General features: G+C 32.2%; 17 protein-coding genes. 9 read left to right on the top strand and 8 right to left on the bottom strand.

The genetic code is table 11. The features are described from left to right. Positions 1–33: 33 nt before the first annotated feature. A complete protein-coding gene (gene trmB, locus VB776_RS11110) occupies positions 34–690 on the top strand; it encodes a tRNA (guanosine(46)-N7)-methyltransferase TrmB (protein ID WP_323328995.1) in 657 nt (218 codons plus the stop codon). A gap of 80 nt (positions 691–770) precedes the next feature. Here trmB and gap read toward each other — a convergent pair whose 3' ends face one another. Further along, positions 771–1,781, bottom strand: a complete 1,011-nt coding sequence (gene gap / locus VB776_RS11105; protein ID WP_323328993.1) for a type I glyceraldehyde-3-phosphate dehydrogenase — start codon at positions 1,779–1,781, stop codon at positions 771–773. A gap of 785 nt (positions 1,782–2,566) precedes the next feature. On the opposite strand from gap, the gene VB776_RS11100 reads away from it, so the two are divergent. The 4 genes from VB776_RS11100 to VB776_RS11085 all read left to right on the top strand — a co-directional run bounded on the left by VB776_RS11100 (position 2,567) and on the right by VB776_RS11085 (position 6,028). Beyond that, on the top strand, positions 2,567–3,385 hold the full coding sequence (locus VB776_RS11100) for a 2,3,4,5-tetrahydropyridine-2,6-dicarboxylate N-succinyltransferase (RefSeq protein WP_323328990.1): 819 nt from the start codon (positions 2,567–2,569) through the stop codon (positions 3,383–3,385). A 176-nt stretch (positions 3,386–3,561) separates the two neighbouring features. Next, entirely contained in the window at positions 3,562–4,419 is an 858-nt protein-coding gene (locus tag VB776_RS11095; RefSeq protein WP_323328987.1) for a CvfB family protein, read from the top strand. An 85-nt stretch (positions 4,420–4,504) separates the two neighbouring features. Continuing rightward, entirely contained in the window at positions 4,505–4,972 is a 468-nt protein-coding gene (locus VB776_RS11090; protein ID WP_323328986.1) for a helix-turn-helix domain-containing protein, read from the top strand. Positions 4,973–5,557: 585 nt separating this feature from the next. Continuing rightward, positions 5,558–6,028 carry a nucleoside triphosphate pyrophosphohydrolase family protein gene (locus tag VB776_RS11085; protein ID WP_323328984.1) on the top strand — a complete coding sequence of 157 codons (471 nt, stop codon included), beginning with the start codon at positions 5,558–5,560 and terminating at the stop codon, positions 6,026–6,028. Between the two features lie 350 nt (positions 6,029–6,378). Here VB776_RS11085 and VB776_RS11080 read toward each other — a convergent pair whose 3' ends face one another. Beyond that, positions 6,379–7,851 (bottom strand): tetratricopeptide repeat protein, encoded by a 1,473-nt coding sequence (locus VB776_RS11080; protein ID WP_323328982.1) that lies wholly within the window; start codon positions 7,849–7,851, stop codon positions 6,379–6,381. Between the two features lie 93 nt (positions 7,852–7,944). Then, a complete protein-coding gene (gyrA, locus tag VB776_RS11075; RefSeq protein ID WP_323328980.1) occupies positions 7,945–10,482 on the bottom strand; it encodes a DNA gyrase subunit A in 2,538 nt (845 codons plus the stop codon). A gap of 334 nt (positions 10,483–10,816) precedes the next feature. Between gyrA and VB776_RS11070 the strand changes: the two genes are divergently transcribed. The 3 genes from VB776_RS11070 (at position 10,817) to VB776_RS11060 (ending at position 12,208) form a co-directional block, all read left to right on the top strand. Continuing rightward, the gene (locus tag VB776_RS11070) at positions 10,817–11,275 is read left to right on the top strand and encodes a ribonuclease domain-containing protein (protein ID WP_323328978.1); all 459 of its coding nucleotides are present in this window, start codon (positions 10,817–10,819) and stop codon (positions 11,273–11,275) included. Between the two features lie 4 nt (positions 11,276–11,279). After that, entirely contained in the window at positions 11,280–11,690 is a 411-nt protein-coding gene (locus VB776_RS11065; RefSeq protein ID WP_323328976.1) for a barstar family protein, read from the top strand. Positions 11,691–11,791: 101 nt separating this feature from the next. Next, a complete protein-coding gene (locus tag VB776_RS11060; protein WP_323328974.1) occupies positions 11,792–12,208 on the top strand; it encodes an OsmC family peroxiredoxin in 417 nt (138 codons plus the stop codon). A 57-nt stretch (positions 12,209–12,265) separates the two neighbouring features. Here the strand turns inward: VB776_RS11060 and VB776_RS11055 are convergent, their stop codons facing one another. The 4 genes from VB776_RS11055 to VB776_RS11040 are packed head-to-tail and all read right to left on the bottom strand — an operon-like array spanning position 12,266 to position 15,631. Then, a complete protein-coding gene (locus VB776_RS11055) occupies positions 12,266–13,288 on the bottom strand; it encodes a LacI family DNA-binding transcriptional regulator (protein WP_323328972.1) in 1,023 nt (340 codons plus the stop codon). 8 nt (positions 13,289–13,296) lie between these two features. Beyond that, entirely contained in the window at positions 13,297–13,647 is a 351-nt protein-coding gene (gene folB / locus VB776_RS11050; protein WP_184135812.1) for a dihydroneopterin aldolase, read from the bottom strand. A gap of 47 nt (positions 13,648–13,694) precedes the next feature. Continuing rightward, the gene (locus VB776_RS11045; RefSeq protein WP_323328971.1) at positions 13,695–14,672 is read right to left on the bottom strand and encodes a DivIVA domain-containing protein; all 978 of its coding nucleotides are present in this window, start codon (positions 14,670–14,672) and stop codon (positions 13,695–13,697) included. Positions 14,673–14,728: 56 nt separating this feature from the next. After that, on the bottom strand, positions 14,729–15,631 hold the full coding sequence (locus VB776_RS11040) for a WD40 repeat domain-containing protein (protein WP_323328969.1): 903 nt from the start codon (positions 15,629–15,631) through the stop codon (positions 14,729–14,731). A gap of 125 nt (positions 15,632–15,756) precedes the next feature. Here VB776_RS11040 and VB776_RS11035 point away from each other — a divergent pair, with 125 nt between their 5' ends. Then, a complete protein-coding gene (locus VB776_RS11035; RefSeq protein WP_323328967.1) occupies positions 15,757–16,392 on the top strand; it encodes a 4'-phosphopantetheinyl transferase family protein in 636 nt (211 codons plus the stop codon). A gap of 61 nt (positions 16,393–16,453) precedes the next feature. On the opposite strand, the gene VB776_RS11030 is transcribed toward VB776_RS11035, so the two are convergent. Continuing rightward, positions 16,454–17,290, bottom strand: coding sequence for a transglutaminase-like domain-containing protein (locus tag VB776_RS11030; protein WP_323328964.1), 837 nt, complete (start codon positions 17,288–17,290; stop codon positions 16,454–16,456). Between the last annotated feature and the right edge of the window lie 48 nt (positions 17,291–17,338).

Genomic DNA, 17,338 nt, shown 5'->3' with positions numbered 1-17,338 from the left:
TTTTAAATTGATAAGTAAAAGATTGAATATTAAATGGGAAGAAAGAAGGCAATAAGATTTGAAAGTAATATTACTCAAGAAAATGTAATACAAGAAGGGAAACCTCTTTATGAAAAAGTAAAAGGTTTGTGGAATAAAGAAGTTTTTAAGAATTCAAATCCAATTGTTCTTGAATTAGGCTGTGGTAAAGGTGAATATACTGTTGGGCTTGCAAAGTTATTTCCAGATAAAAATTTTATTGGAATTGATATTAAGGGAGATAGAATAGCAGTAGGAAGTATAAAGGCTACGGAGGCTAATTTAAATAATGTTGCTTTTCTTAGAACGAAAGTACATGAATTAGAATCATTTTTTAATGAAAATGAAGTCGCTGAGATTTGGATAACTTTTCCTGATCCGCAAGTATTACAGAGTGGCGAAAGGAGAAGGCTTACAAATCCTCGTTTTTTGGAGATTTATGCTAAAATTTTAGCTGCTGGAGGTTGTTTACATTTAAAAACTGACTCGGAATCTTTCTTTAAATACTCTGTATCAACACTTCAAAACTTTGGTGTAAATAAATTAACTAAAACTGAAGACCTTTATAATTCAGATTTGAATGTTAGGCATTACAATATTAAAACCAGATTTGAGGAAATTTTTACGGCTAAAGGCTTTAATATAAACTATTTATATTGTTATTTCTCATGAAAATTATTTAGAAAACTAGGTAAATAAAAAAGGTGATTCTATGAATAGAGTCACCTTTTTATTTTTCGAAAGAGATTAAATTATTTAATCAATTGAGCGAAATAGTTTACTGTACGTACTAATTGAGAAACGTAAGACATTTCGTTATCGTACCAAGATACAGTTCTAACAATCTGAGAATCACCTACGTTTTGTACTTTAGTTTGAGTTGCATCAAATAATGAACCGAAAGAAGTACCAATTACATCGCTACTTACAATTTCATCTTCAGTATAACCAAAGCTTTCGTTCGATGCAACTTTCATTGCTTCATTGATTTCGCTTGCAGTAACTTTTTTAGATAAAATTACAGTAAGTTCAGTTAATGAGCCAGTGATTGTTGGAACTCTTTGAGCTGAGCCATCTAATTTACCTTTCAATGAAGGAAGTACTAAGCCGATAGCTTTTGCCGCACCAGTAGAGTTTGGTACAATGTTTTCAGCAGCTGCTCTAGCTCTTCTTAAATCACCTTTTGGATGTGGAGCATCTAAAGTATTTTGGTCGTTTGTATAAGCATGAACAGTTGTCATTAAACCGTTTACAATACCAAATTGTTCTTCTAATACTTTTGCCATTGGAGCTAAACAGTTCGTTGTACAAGAAGCACCACTAATTACTGTTTCAGAACCATCTAAAATATCGTGATTTACGTTGAATACAATTGTTTTTGCATCTCCAGTAGCAGGAGCAGAGATTACTACTTTTTTAGCACCAGCAGTGATGTGAGCAGAAGCTTTTTCTTTGTCTGTAAAGAATCCTGTACATTCTAATACAACATCAACTTCGTGTTTACCCCAAGGAATAAGTGCTGGATCTCTCTGTGCATAAATTGTTACTTCTTCACCATTAACAGTAATTGTGTTATCAGTAGAAGTTACCTCTGCATTGAAACGTCCTTGAGCTGAGTCATACTTTAATAAATGAGCTAATACTTTAGGACTAGTTAGGTCATTGATTGCTACGATGTCAATACCTTCCATGTTATAAATTTGACGATAGACTAAGCGTCCTATGCGTCCGAAACCGTTGATTGCAACTTTTACCTTTGCCATTTTAAATAAGGGATAATGATTAAATCTACAGTACAAAAGTAGAGTTTTAAGAATAATAATACAAGTGTTTTCAATACATAATATTAGCAAGTTGTTTAGTAATAACAGGTAATATTTTTAGTAAAATCTCAAAAATTTCATTTAATTTACTAAAAATAGTAGCTAATTTATTTTAAGTTACTAATACATCTTTGCTTTAAATACAAGTTTTCTGGAGATATATGATGTAAAATAGATTCTTAAAGCTAAGAGTGTAAAGCCTTTAGTTTTAAGAATGAGATCTATACAAATGAAAAAACTACAAATTAGACCATGTAAATAGTAATGGGATAGGAGTAACATTACTATCACCGAATTACTTAAGTTACAATGGAAACTATAAGAGAACTCTCATTTATTCCCTCGTAGATAGTTAAATGATATAATGCAAACACTATGATGAATAACTATAAAATTGGTTATTTTATCTTGAACAAATAAATCTAGTTTATCTGTTATGACAAACTGTCATAAAATTGAGTAAAAATACCACCAAATAATATTCTGCCAATTGTTTTCAATAAATTTTAAAATAAACATAATGTAATAAAAATCAGATACTTAAACACATTTATATAAAGTAAAGAATTGTACATTACAAGAACGGGATAAATATTTTAAATACTTACAATGAATAGAGATATAAGCTAAAATATTCTTTCTAATCTGTAGAAATTCTCTGACTTTGTATAAAAACAGTTTATCTTTGCACACTAATTATAAGTAACGATATTCAAAATATTTAAATGGAAAATTTAAAACAAATTATTGAAAACGCTTGGGAAAACCCTAGTTTGAGGTCTTCTGATGAAACAAAAGAAGCTATTGAATCAGTAGTTGATAAAGTTGATAAAGGTGAGCTAAGAACTGCTAATCCAAACGAAGATGGTACTTGGACAGTAAATGAATGGGTAAAAAAAGCGATAGTAATGTATTTCCCAATTCGTCAAATGCAAGTTCAAGAGGTTGGTATTTTTGAATTTCACGACAAGATGAAATTAAAAAATAATTATGCTAATTTAGGCGTTCGTGTTGTACCACCGGCTGTAGCAAGATATGGAGCTTTTTTAGCAAAAGGAGTTATCATGATGCCATCTTATGTAAATATTGGTGCTTATGTAGATTCTGGGACAATGGTTGATACTTGGGCTACAGTGGGTAGTTGTGCCCAAATCGGTAAAGATGTTCACTTGAGTGGTGGCGTTGGAATTGGTGGCGTTTTAGAGCCACCTCAGGCATCTCCTGTAATTATTGAGGATGGTGCATTTATTGGTTCACGTTGTATTGTCGTTGAAGGTGCAAGAATTGGGAAGCGTGCAGTACTAGGTGCAGGGGTAACAATCACTGGTAGCTCTAAAATTATAGATGTTACAGGGTCTGAACCTGTTGAATATATCGGTTTCGTTCCAGAAAATAGTGTAGTAATTCCTGGAAGTCTTACTAAGAAATTTGCTGCAGGAGAATACAATGTTCCTTGTGCACTTATCATTGGTAAGCGTAAAGAAAGTACAGATCTTAAAACTTCTTTAAACCAAGCTTTGAGAGAAAATAATGTAGTTGTTTAGGAATAACCATTACTGATAAGCAAAAAAGTCGTGATAATTCACGACTTTTTTGCTTATATCTATATACATTAGAGGAAATGAAAATATATACTTATATTTCATTTGAGTTGTTTTTAACAGTAATTTTTAGAAAAAACTGAATATTCATTCTAATTAAACATTTAAATTAAAATCAGATGATTAACGATGTAGCTCCTTTGCAATTAGGCAAATACAATAGACTTCAAGTCATCAAAGAATTAGACTTTGGCTTATACCTAGATGGCTTTGAAGGTGAGGAAATTTTAATACCCAGGGTCTATGTTCCAGAAGGTACAGAAATAGGACAATTCTTAGATGTCTTCATTTACAGAGATTCTGAAGATAGACTTATTGCAACCACTCTAAAACCCTTTGCGACTGTTGGAGAATTTGCTTATTTGAAAGTGAAAGATGTCAGTAAATTAGGTGTATTCCTAGACTGGGGTCTCATGAAAGACTTGTTCGTTCCTTTCGGAGAACAGCTCTCTAAAATGGCAGTTGGTAGATCTTATTTAGTATATATATACATTGATGAAGAGACGCAAAGAATTGTGGCATCTGCTAAAATCGATAAGTTTCTTCCAGAAGTTACCCAAGCATTAAATGAAAGAGATGAAGTGGAGTTACTTCCTTATGAATATACTGACCTTGGAATAAAAGCATTAATTAACAAATGTAAAATAGGGGTTATATACAAAAACGAAGTGTTTAGAGATGTCAATTTAGGGGAATTTACAATTGGATACATTAAAAAAATCAGGGATGATAGCAAGATAGATTTAACACTAGAAAAAATCGGATTTGATAGAATTGACAATGTTAAACAATCTATATTATCATCTCTTTATGCACAGAAAGGCTTTTTACCTTACAATGACAAAACCGATGCTGAGGTCATTTATAGCAATTTACAAATGTCAAAGAAGGATTTTAAGAAAGCAATTGGTGGCTTATATAAAGATAAAAAAATCTCTATAAAAGAAGATGGAATTTACATAGTTCAATCTGAGTAATTATATACACTTTACATTTGTTTTAATTACTTCTATAATGTAAATTTACAATATTGTACACAAATGTAAATTTTACACATGTAATATGGATTTAAATAAAAAAATTGAACAAATAATAATAGACAAAGGGTTGTCTCCAAGCTATTTTGCAGATGCAATTGGCATCCAACGTAGCAGCATATCTCATATTCTTTCTGGCAGAAATAAACCAAGTTTAGACATTGTACAAAGGATTTTGAAGGTATTCCCTGACATTGATAGAGATTGGCTACTTTTTGACAATGAATCACCTAATATCAATACCGTACAAAATAGTAATCAAATAGTTAATTCTCAGCCAATTAGGCAACATTCAAACAGGGATATAAAGCCTTCAGAATCGATTAAAAATGTTACTCCAGAGCAATTGTATGTACAAACACCTGTAAACGCCCTACAAAGGCGTAAAACAGAGCGACCTGAGATTGAAGCACCAGCTCCATCTGGTAAGCAAATTGAAAGGATAGTAATCTTTTATACAGATGGTACTTTCATGGAAAGTAAGCCTGTCTGAAATAGGGGATAATTGTATTTTTTGAAGATATATAAAAGTATATATACTTCAAAAAATAGGAGGTAGCAAATTCATTTTGATGAATTACCTTTCAATAATTCGATAGGATAGGGCTCAATTTTAAGTTTAATTTGCTCTAATTTCAAAAATCAGGATATAGTTTTATTTAAAATAAATAGCTGTTTAAAATCAAAAACAACGAAAAAAAATGAGTTAAAAAAACTATTTTTAAGAAGCTAATTCTTTTTTTAAGATACAACTTGAATACAATACAGCAGTTATTTTAAATTTCTTGCGGTTTTCCATCCGACTCTAGTTCTTTTGACACCTAGCTAGCTATTCAACTATATTATCTTCAATATGCCTATAAATTATTATCTATTATTTATAGTAAATCGTTTCACGAAGATGAAAAAATAAAATATAACTAACTGATTACCAGACACATAAAACAAGGTGTTCCACGTGAATTTATAAGTATCTAATTTTCAGACACTTATAAATTCATTAGTAAAACTAAATAATCAACTAGATTTTTCTAGTTAATATTAAATCATTTTTCATTAAAATATTATCATTTCAAACATGCAAAGTATAGATTCTCTTAATCAAGTTGCTGAATTTCATCGTACATTCAAAGCTCCAATTCTTGATACTCCACAAATTCCTTCTATAGAACGATGTAATTTAAGAGTAAGCCTTATCGCAGAAGAACTAAAAGAATTACAAGAAGCCATTGAAGCTAATGATATTGTAGAAATTGCTGACGCTCTTTGTGATATTCAATATGTCCTTTCTGGTGCTGTGTTAGAATTTGGTCTCGGCAATAAATTTGTTGAATTATTCAATGAAGTACAAAGATCTAATATGTCTAAGGCTTGTAATACTTATGAAGAAGCTGAAGATACCGTAAAATTTTATTTTGAAAAAGATGGCACTTTAGCTGAAATCGTAAAAGATGGAGATAAATTTTTAGTCTATAGAATTTCAGATAACAAAGTCCTTAAATCTGTAAAATATTCTCCGGCTGATTTAAAAAGTATTATCGCAGCATAATTAAGCTTTCTGTCTTGAATATATAGTTGCTTTAGAATTAAATATTCAAGACAGAAGTATTCATTTAAATATTCATGAGATTCTCAGTGCCTAACAAAAAACACTTACAAATCTCACAATAGGTATAACATCCTAATTATCAGCGTAAATGCAAAATACTCTCTTTCTTAACTCTTCATTATCTACCTCAACATTGAGCGTTAATTTATAAAATTTTAATGTTTCATAATTTACATTATGTTAAATAAAACATTTAAACGTAAAAACCTATAATATTTCCACACATTAAGACAAAATAAAAGACCTCAGATTACTGAGGTCTTTTATTTACTTCAACAAGTAAATTTAATTTATTCTCCTAAAGCTTTAAGTTTATCTTCCATTTTCAAAATCTGATATAAGCTTCTCAAACTAGATTTCAAATCATCTTCTTGTTTGATTGAATACGCTTTCTCAAAATATGGTAAAGCTTCTCTGAATTTCTTGTCTGCTTGCTCTTCGATTTTCTTACCTTCTATCTTGTAAGCAGCCATGTCTAACAAATCAACTTTTTTCTTAATCTCAACAGCTTCATTAAAGCTCATTACTCCTAAATTGAAATTAACATCATAGTTATTAGGATCTAAGTCTAATGATTTTTTGTAGAAATTTAAAGCTGATTCTTTAGCTTCTTTTTGTTTTGCTTCTAAATCAGCCAATTTTTTAGTCACTTCTTCTACATTAACTCCACTTGAAGCTTGTTTTGCAGCCTCTTCGTTAAGCTTTGTTAATTCAGCTTTTTGTTCATTTTGCATTTCTTTTACAGATGCAATTTGTTTTTTTGAAGCCGCTGCACTCTTTGGATCTTTCTTGATTTTGTCAGTCAAACGCTTAATTTCTTCGTCATAAGCTCCTACTTTATCTTTCTGTGCTTGAATTTTTTTCTTTAAAGCATCAGCATTGTTATCTGCTAAAGTTTCTTTTAAAGAACGAATCTCAGGAGCAAATTCTTGTGCTTTGTTTTCATAAAGAATCCCTAAATTCAATACTTCTTGAGGATTACTGTTACCTTTAGCTACTGAGCTTTCAAGTTCCTTAATCGCTAAATCAATCTTTTTGAAAGATAAAAGTAAATTGATTTTCTCTGACTTTAAATCTTTGTTATTTGGATGAAGAGCAATCCCTTTTTCTAATGTTGAAATTGCTTTTTCTTCATTTTTCTCATTTCTATAAATCTGTGCTAGAGCATAAATCATTGCAGGATCCTTCCCTCCTAAATCAAGAAATTTTTCAAATCCAGCTTTTGCAGCTTCATCATCTTTCGCCATTTGACCAATCACACCTGTGTACATTGCTGCAGTTGTATCTTTAGGGCTAATTTCAGATGCCATTTGCAAATCTTTTACAGCACCAGCAAAGTTTTTAGCTTGATATTTAGCAATACCACCATTCATGAAAGCACTAAAAGTTTTTTGTCCTTCAACTTCTGGTTTTCCGTCTTTTGCATAAGTAAGTAAAAGATATTTTTGGGCTGCAACACCAGCTGCTCCGTCTTTTTCGAGGGCAATTGCTTTTTTGAAATACTCTACAGCTTTGTAAGCTGCTAAAGGTTCTCCTTTCGTCAACACCGAGTCCTGAGAATTAGCAAGGTCTAAATAAGCCTCTCCACGAGTCAACCAAGTTTTAGCTTTTGCCGAATCTTTCTTAGTAACAGCCGCATCAGCTTTCTTTACCGCATCGGAAATAGTTTTACGATTAGCCTCAACCATAAGTTTGTCCATTTGAGCAGAGGCTGCTCCTGCTGTCATCAGTATTGCGAAAAGAGCAAGTGTGATTTTTTTCATTGTTCTGTTTGGAAATGGTTTCTATTTATTAAATTATTGAAAAAGTAAAATCGCATTTTATTGCGATTTTACAAAAGTACTCTCTTAAAATAGCTATTCTTTGATTGCTTCACCTTCAGTAGATGTTGTATCTACATCAGCTTCTGGTGTAATATCGGTAACAATTTCTTCTTCTGGATCTTTAACAATTTTAGTTACAGAAGAGATTTCGTCTGATTCATTTTTCAAACGAATCAATTTAACGCCTTGGGTATTTCTTCCCATTACACGTAAATCAGCTACAGCGATACGGATTAAAATACCTGATTTAGTAATAATCATTAAATCATTATTATCAGTTACTTCCTTGATTGCTACCAAGTTACCTGTTTTATCAGTTATATTAAGTGCCTTCACTCCTTTTCCACCACGGTTTGTTAAACGATAATCTTCAACATCCGAACGTTTTCCGAAGCCTTTTTCAGAAACAACTAATAATTGTTGTGTTTCTGGGTCTTCGATACAAACCATTCCAATAGCTTTCTCATCAAGCTTTTCTTCGTCAAGCCAAATACCTTTAACACCAGCTGCTGAACGACCCATCGGACGAACACGTGATTCTTCAAAACGAACCGAACGACCAGTATTCGTTGCAATGATAATATGATTATTTCCGTTCGTTAACGAAACATCTAATAATCTATCATTTTCTCTAATCGTGATAGCGATGATACCATTCTGACGTGGACGAGAGTAAGCTTCCAATGTGGTTTTCTTAATCGTTCCATCTTCAGTACACATCACAATGAAATTATTATTGATGTAATCTGGATCAGTAAGCGATTTCACATTGATTACTGCACGGATTGAATCTCCACTTTCAATATTCATTAAATTTTGAACGGGTCTTCCTTTAGCAGTTTTCTGTCCTTCAGGTACAGCATATACTCTTAACCAGAAACATTTTCCACTTTCAGTAAAGAAGAGTAACCAATTGTGCATGGTTGCAGTAAATAGATGCTCTGTGTAATCGCTATCTTTTGTAGCTACTGCACGAGAACCTACTCCTCCCCTTCCTTGAGCCTTATATTCACTGATTGGAGTACGTTTGATATAACCTTGATTCGAAACAGTAATTAACATTTCCTCATCTGCAATCATATCTTCAATCGAGAATTCATCATCTGTCATGTTGATTTGCGTGCGACGAGCATCACCGTAACGTTCTTTAATTTCAATCAATTCGTCTTTGATGATCTGCAATTGACGTTCTGGTCTATCCAAAATATCTTGTAAATCTTCCATCAAACGTTTGATTTCCTCATATTCAGCCAAAATCTTGTCACGCTCCATACCAGTAAGGCGTTGAAGACGCATTTCAAGAATTGCTTTTGATTGAATCTCAGAAAGATTAAACTGTTCCATCAAACCTATTTGAGCCGTATGTGGGTCACGTGATTCACGGATAAGTTTAATAACTGCATCTAAATTATCAAGGGCAATAATAAAGCCTTCTAAAATATGAGCTCTTTTTTGCGCTTCTCTCAAATCGTATTGAGTACGACGAATTACTACTTCGTTTCTGTGTTCAACGAAATAATGAATCAAATCTTTTAATGTCAGCGTATAAGGGCGACCTTTTACCAAACAAACATTATTTACAGAGAATGAAGATTGTAATGCTGTTTGCTTGTAAAGATTGTTCAAAATCACATTTGGAACTGCATCTCTTTTCAAATCAAAAACGATACGCATACCGTCACGGTCAGATTCATCTCTGATTTCAGAAATTCCTTCAATTTTCTTTTCATTTACCAAATCAGCACATTGTTTAATCAATGAAGCTTTATTGACCATGTAAGGAATTTCAGAAACAATAATTTGTTCTTTGCCTGTTTTTGATGTTTCAAAAGTAGCATTTCCACGCACTACGATTCTTCCTCTACCCGTAGCAAAAGCATTTTTGATACCAGAAACACCATAAATAGTACCTCCCGTTGGAAAATCTGGGGCTTTGATGTACTGCATTAAGCCTTCAATAGTAATATCTCTATCATCAATGTAGGCAATAATTCCTTCTACTACTTCTGTTAAATTGTGCGGTGCCATATTGGTGGCCATCCCTACTGCAATACCAGAAGTACCATTTAATAATAAATTGGGAATTTTTGAAGGAAGTACAGTAGGTTCTTGAAGAGAATCATCGAAGTTATTTTGGAAATCGACTGTATCTTTATTGAGGTCACCTAAAAGCTCTTCTGCAATTCGCTTTAATCTAGCTTCAGTATAACGCATCGCCGCAGGTGAATCACCATCAACAGAACCAAAGTTCCCTTGACCATCAACAAGTGGATACCTTAACGACCATTCCTGAGCCATTCTAACCATGGTGTCATATACTGAGGAATCACCATGTGGGTGAAATTTACCCATTACTTCACCAACGATACGAGCTGACTTTTTGTAAGCTTTGTTGTAATTTACACCTAATTCATCCATACCAAAAAGTACTCGGCGGTGAACTGGTTTTAATCCATCACGGACATCTGGTAAGGCACGAGACACAATAACCGACATTGAATAGTCAATGTAAGCACCACGCATTTCGTCCTCAATGTTAATCGAAATAATGTTACTATGTTGTTCTGACATATAAATAAGGTTTGGTTGAAGGGACTTACGTACCTTTTTTGATTTTTATCAATAACAAAATCAATTGGTATAATTTTAAGTACCCTTAAAATGCCATTTTATACAAATTTCGTGAAATTTTAATGGTTTTGCAAATTTGAGAGGAACGAGAATACAAGCTTTATAAGAAGATTATCCAAACTTGATTGAATTATAATTTACTGTAAATTTATTCTATCAAAATCATGACCAAATTGGTAGTAAAACACTTTGGTCATGATTTTTGTATTAAAAAAAGTATTGTCAAATAAAATTCAAAACTTCTTTTGTAGTTTTACCAAAACTATCTTAAACTATGAAAAATCTATTGCTTCGTACTATCACGTTGGTAATCTCTTTTCTCTTTGCATGTTTTTCAGCAAACTGTTATTCTACTGAAAATGTGATTCTCAATAATCACAATTACATTGCTGAAACGTGTGAAAAAACTTATTATTATGAAGTACTTCAGCAAAGTGCCTCTGTGAAGAATAATAATTCTCAAGAAATTCCACAGCAAGCAATAAAAGTATTGAAATTTGTTCGAGAAAATGGGCATTCATTAAATGGCTATGTAGGTGGTAGAAAATTTGGTAACTACGAAGGAATACTTCCTAAAAAAGATAAAAACAATCAGAATATTTATTATCGAGAGTGGGATATTTACCCAAAAATTGAAGGGAAAAACAGAGGTGCCGAAAGGTTGGTAACTGGTTCCGACAAAAAAGCCTATTATACTAAAAATCACTATCAATCATTTGTTGAAATAAAATAATGCCATGGCAAATTATTACATTTTAAAAGAAGCATATACTCAAATATCTCAAAACAATATTCTAGTAGCTATCATTGATGGTGAAAAAGCAGATACTGCTGAAGCTTTCTATAAAATTCTGAGTGATGCTCTCCGTTTTCCTGATTATTTCAATCCGAATATGGATTCATTTGATGAGCTAATTAATGATTTAGATTGGCTTGACGAAAATGATATTCGTATTGTTTTCAAAAATTATGACAATTTTCTGGAAGAAGAGAATGATGAGATTAGAGAAATTATCTTGACAGTGCTAGATGATGCTGCCGAAGAATGGAAACGAAATGATAACACAAAACTTTTAAATATTTATATTGAACCTTCAGAATTAGCCGAAGACGATTTAGAAACTTTAGGAATTAGCTATATTGACTAAAAATGTACTTGGGAAAAATGTACAACAAAAAGAGCTAAATGTACATTTACTCGGTGTATGAATTGAAGTAAATTTGTCTCATAAACTTAAATAAAAAAATCATGCAAATCAAAAGAAGTGCTACTGCCCAATGGATTGGTGCAGGTAAAGATGGTAAAGGTACATTAACGAGTCCGAGTGGTGTTTTGAGTAACACTCAATATTCATTCAATACTCGTTTTGAAGATGGTATTGGTACTAATCCAGAAGAATTAGTTGCGGCAGCTCATGCAGGATGTTTTTCTATGCAATTAGCATTCAATTTACAAGGTGCTGGCTTTGTGGCTGATGTTATTGATACAAACTCACAAGTAATTTTAGAAAATGGTGCTATCAACGAAATCAAATTAACAACTTCTGTTAAAGCCGCAGGTTTGACACAAGATAAATTTGAAGAATTGGTAAATCATGCAAAAGTGAATTGCCCAATTTCAAAACTTTTTAATGCAACTATCAGCTTAGATGCTACTTTGCTTTAAAAAAATAATAAAGCCCGAAGTAAATATTGATTTCTTCGGGCTTCATTATTTTTTATATTATTTTAATCGTCGAGATGACTCTCTGACGATTAATTGTGTTTTCAATATTTGTATTTCAGGCTTAAAACTACCTTCAGCATCTTCAATTTCATCAATTAACAAAGCGGTTGCATTTCTTCCAATATCCAAAGTAGGCTGAGCAACACTTGATAAAGTTGGTGTAATAACTGTGCAAATCGGTTCGTCATTAAAACTTACTACTGCTACTTCATCAGGAATTTTGATATTTCTTGCTTTTAAAGCCGAAATTGCACCAACAGCCAAACGATCGCTCACAACAATTAACCCATCTGGTCTATTTTCAAGATTTAATAGATGATGTGTTATTTCTACCGCTTTAGACAAAGCATATTCTCCGTGAACAATCAGCTCATCTTCAACCAACATTCCATGATCCTTCAAAGCATTTCCGTAACCTTCTAATCTTTGATTACTCACAGTAACACTCTGTGGACCAGCTAAAAAAGCAATTCTTTTACAACCATTATCAATTAAATGTTTGGTGGCTTCATAAGCGGCACCAATATTATCAACCATTACTTTAGAAACATCAAGTTCTTGAGCATCTCTGTCAAAAAAAACGAGAGGAATTCCTTTTCTTTGTAAGCGTTTTAAATGATCTAAATCAACGGTTTCCTGAGAAAGAGAAATGATAAAACCTTCAACTTGACCTCTCGATAAGTTTTGGACATTGATTAATTCTCTTTCATATAACTCGCTGGTTTGTGTTAACAACAAGCTATATCCACGAGCAATTGCCTCAGCCTCAATACCTTTTATTACAGAAGCAAAAAAATGATAAGCCAAATCAGGTACAATTACTCCAATGGTTTTGGTTCTACTTTTTACCAAACTTGTTGCTAAGATGTTGGGTTGATAGTCCCACTCCTTTGCTAATTGTAAAACTGCCTGACGAGTTTCTGGTTTTATTTCTGGCATGTCACGCAAAGCACGAGAAATTGTTGCCACAGAAACATTCAAATGGCGAGCTAAATCTTTAATCGTTACTTGATGTGCCATAAATTTATTTATCCTTTCAGCGTTACTTTTGCTCTTGTACAAACACCTCCGATAGGTGGATTAAATTTGGATACTGAAACTTCTATTAATTCTACTTTTGGATAGCGATTCCGAACACTTTTTATAATTAATTGGGCTATGTGTTCTAATAACTTTGCTTTAATTTTCATCACTCCAGAAATAATTTCATACACATCGCCATAATTCACTGTATCGCTAAGTTTATCATTTTCAGCAGCTTCCGAGAAATCAGTCGTAATCGCAATATCTATTTGATAGCGATTCCCAATTTTTTGTTCTTCTGCATATACTCCATGATATGCAAAAAACTCAATGCCTTCAAGGGCAATTATTCCCATTGTTTTTTATTTCTAAATACTTTTAAAAGTATTGTTTTTAAATTATGCTACAAATCATCAAAAAAAGAACCGCCACCGTTTGAGATTCCACTTGAATTATCTTTCCCAAATTCCTCCATGACTGATGAAACCGTTGGGAGTCCATCATCTTTTCCAGGTTTTCTTGGTTTTACTTTTATGGTTCTCATTTCTCTTACCAATTCATCCGCTTTGGCATTAAAAATAACTTGGTCTTGTTTTTCTAATATTTTATGTACTTCTGGCAATTCTTCGTTTTCATCATCAAAATCATTGGCAGGTTCAAAAAGAATTTCTGTTTCATTTTTTGATTCATCACTTTTAGCAAATAAAGGTGCATTTTCAATAAATACTTCTTCCTTAACTGGAATTGTTGGTGCTTGTTTTACTGGCTCTTCTGTAACTGATTTTTTTAGTTCATTTGGAGGCAAAACAGTAGCAACAGATTTCTCTACAACATTTTCAATTTTCTGAAAAGTAGTTCTTGTACTTAGATTATCTTCAAATTTTGCAACTTTTTCTAAAGTATCATTAGCAAAGCGTTTTAGTTCAACGACCAAAAACTCTTTGTATTTTTCCATTGCTTTGAAGTCACGTTCATAATTTTTCAAATCATTCACGGCTTCTTCTACTAAAAACTTGGCTTTATTTTCTGCATCAGAAACAATCATTTTAGCATTTTTACGTGCTTCATTCAAAATTTCTTCTGCTTGGATTCTAGCATTTTCTTTTAATTGTTCTACTTCACTCTGAGCTTTGATATTAATTTGGTCTTGGGCTTCCTCGGCGGCTTTCAATGTTTTAAAGAGACTATTTTCAATCTCTTTCATTCTAATGATTTCACGTTCAGCTACTTCTAGTTTTTGTTTTGACTGGCGCATATCATCACCAACACGTTCCCATTCTTGTGAAAGCGAAAGTAAAAAAGCTTCAACTGATTCTGTATCGTAACCTCTAAAGCTTTTATCAAAAGTATGTTTTCTTATTTCTAATGGAGTAATTCTCATTTTCTTAATTGTTTAATTTGGTCGCAAAATGCTTGGCTTCTAAAAAAAGACTCATTCTAGCTTTTCAATCCCCAAACTGCTATTTGTTTGTCGTCGGAGGCAGAAATCAACTGATTTTCGTAAGTACTCCAAAAAAGTTTATTAACTGATGTTCCATGTCCAGCATGTCTGGCTCTATCAATTACTTTCAATAATTTAAAACTAATCGCATCCCAAATCTTGATGGATTTATCCATGCTACAAGTTGCAAAAAAATCACCAGTTGGGTGGTAGGTAATATGGTTAATTGCAAAAAGATGTGCTACAATGTTTTCTTTTAGTTGATAATTTTGAGCAACATCCCAAACCTTCAAATGGGCATCTCTCCCAGTAGTTAATAAATATTTTTTGTCTGGTGAATAACAAACGGAAAAGATTGAATTTGAATGTTCATTTATCACTAATTTCAATGAAAAATCCTGTAAATCAAAGATTTTTACAGAAAAATCACTGTATCCTACCGCAAATTCATTTGTTTTTTCATTTATATCAATACTTCTAACACTTTTCTCAGAAGCTTTTAAATGCTTTTTTACACTAAAAGTATCGACATCCATTACAACGATAATTCCATCAGATAAACCGATTAAAGCTATGTTTTCGTGTATTTTAATATCGAATATAGAAGCTGACGTGATTTTTAAAGATTTTATTTCTTTTTTAAGCGTAACATCAATGAGATGAATACCATCAAAATTTTGTCCTACCCAAAGCTGATTTCTCTGTTTATCCAAACAAATTGCGTAAACAGAAGCCGGAACTTGTGCGATTAACTCTCCTAAATCTGGCTTTTGCAAATTCCATCTTACCACAAGTCCATCGCCACCTGCCGAAAAAAACTGTGTAGCATCTGCACTACCTTCAAGCGTATAAACACAGTCACGATGACCAGAAAATGTATCTATTCTATCAACTTGCATAAGTAGCGTTTAAAATTTAAAATCTTTATTTAAGCAAAAATAGTTTATTTTGCGTCTAATGACAACAATCAAAGCGGCTTAAGCTCTCCAAGAGTTTGTATTGCTTTGAATTACAGGATAGTTAAATGGCAATAATTTTTTGTAAAAATATTTCTGAAAAAAGTATCTTAACTCTTTGGAAAATTGAGGAGACAGTATCATTCTATTTGGAATACCTTGGGATTAATGAAAAAGACTTAATTAGTCTTTCAGATGTGAGCCATCCTACCAAACAATTAGAATGGCTAGCAAGTAGAACTTGTGCAAAACACACCATGACTTTGTTCGATTTAAACTATCATGGCATTGGTAAAGATTCATTCAAAAATCCGTATCTCATTCATAATCACACTGCATACATTTCGCTAACACATACCAATGAATATGCTGCTGTTGTAATTAGTTTAAACGAAGAAGTAGGAATTGATTTAGAAAAAATCTCTGATAAATTAAGTAGAGTTGCACACAAGTTTCTGAGTTCTTCCGAGTTAGAACATTCAAAAAATGATTTACTAAAACTTTGTATTTACTGGTGTGCTAAGGAAAGTTTGTACAAATGGTATGGGAAAAAGAATTTATCCTTCAAAGACAATATTTACATCGAGCCATTTGAAGAAAAGCCAAGTAAATTAAGAGGCGAAATTTTTATCGAAGGTCAACTAAAAACTGAGCATGAACTTTTAGTGATTTACTTTGATGATTATGTATTGACAGTAACGTAATCATGAATTGTGAGTTTTGAATTTAATTTGTTGCTCAAATATAGTTTTGAGCAACAAATTTTTACTTCATCATCTCTTTCAATGCTTTTTCTATTTCTTGTACTTTATCGTCATCTCCCACTTTTTCAAAAGCTAAAGTCAGGTTTCTGAGTACTCGTCTGATTATATCTAAATTGCTACAAGGTTGATAAAAAATTTCATTTTGAGCTATATTTAGCTGAGAAATATAGTTATCAATATCAACTTTACTAAAAACTAAACCTCTATTAAAAACATTGACATAAAATTGCATTTGTTCAGATTTATAGGTCAAAATAAACAAATTAGGAAGATTTACTCCCCAAACAGGCAATTTTAGTTTTTGAGCAATCAATAAGTAAATCACGCAAAGTGAAATAGGATTTCCCTTTTTCGATTCCATCACTACATTCAACATTGAATTTGAAGCTGAATGAAAATGTTTCGTATTCGCCCCAAATTTCAACTTTCCAAAAATCACAGAATTCAATGTTTTGATTTGGTCCATCGGGTGCATATTATCCCTAATTTCTAACCAAACTTCATAGTAAATCTGTTGTAAATCTTGACGTAGTTTTTCAATAGAAAGCTCAGGATATTGATAAGTAGCGATTGCCCACATTCCTTCTAATAAATCTTCCGCACCATTTTCTTTCCAAGTAACTAATCTTGAAAAAAAGGCTTCATATTGTAAATCATGAATTAAATCTTCAATTTTTTTCTGGGTATAAGGACTCAAAGAAGACTCCTCCCAACGGTCTTCTAAAAATGGAATTACTGACCCACCCAAAGATCTAATTTTATTTTCTACAAGATTTAATACTTCGTTATCATCGTCCTCTAATAAGGAAACTAAAGCCTTAATTTCTGATTGCTTCATATTGTCACGTTTAAATTGATTAAAAATAACATTTCTTATTCAAAAGTG

Source organism: Arcicella gelida, assembly GCF_034931025.1.
GTDB classification, from domain to species: domain Bacteria; phylum Bacteroidota; class Bacteroidia; order Cytophagales; family Spirosomataceae; genus Arcicella; species Arcicella gelida.
This window is presented reverse-complemented; position numbering and strand designations above follow the sequence as displayed.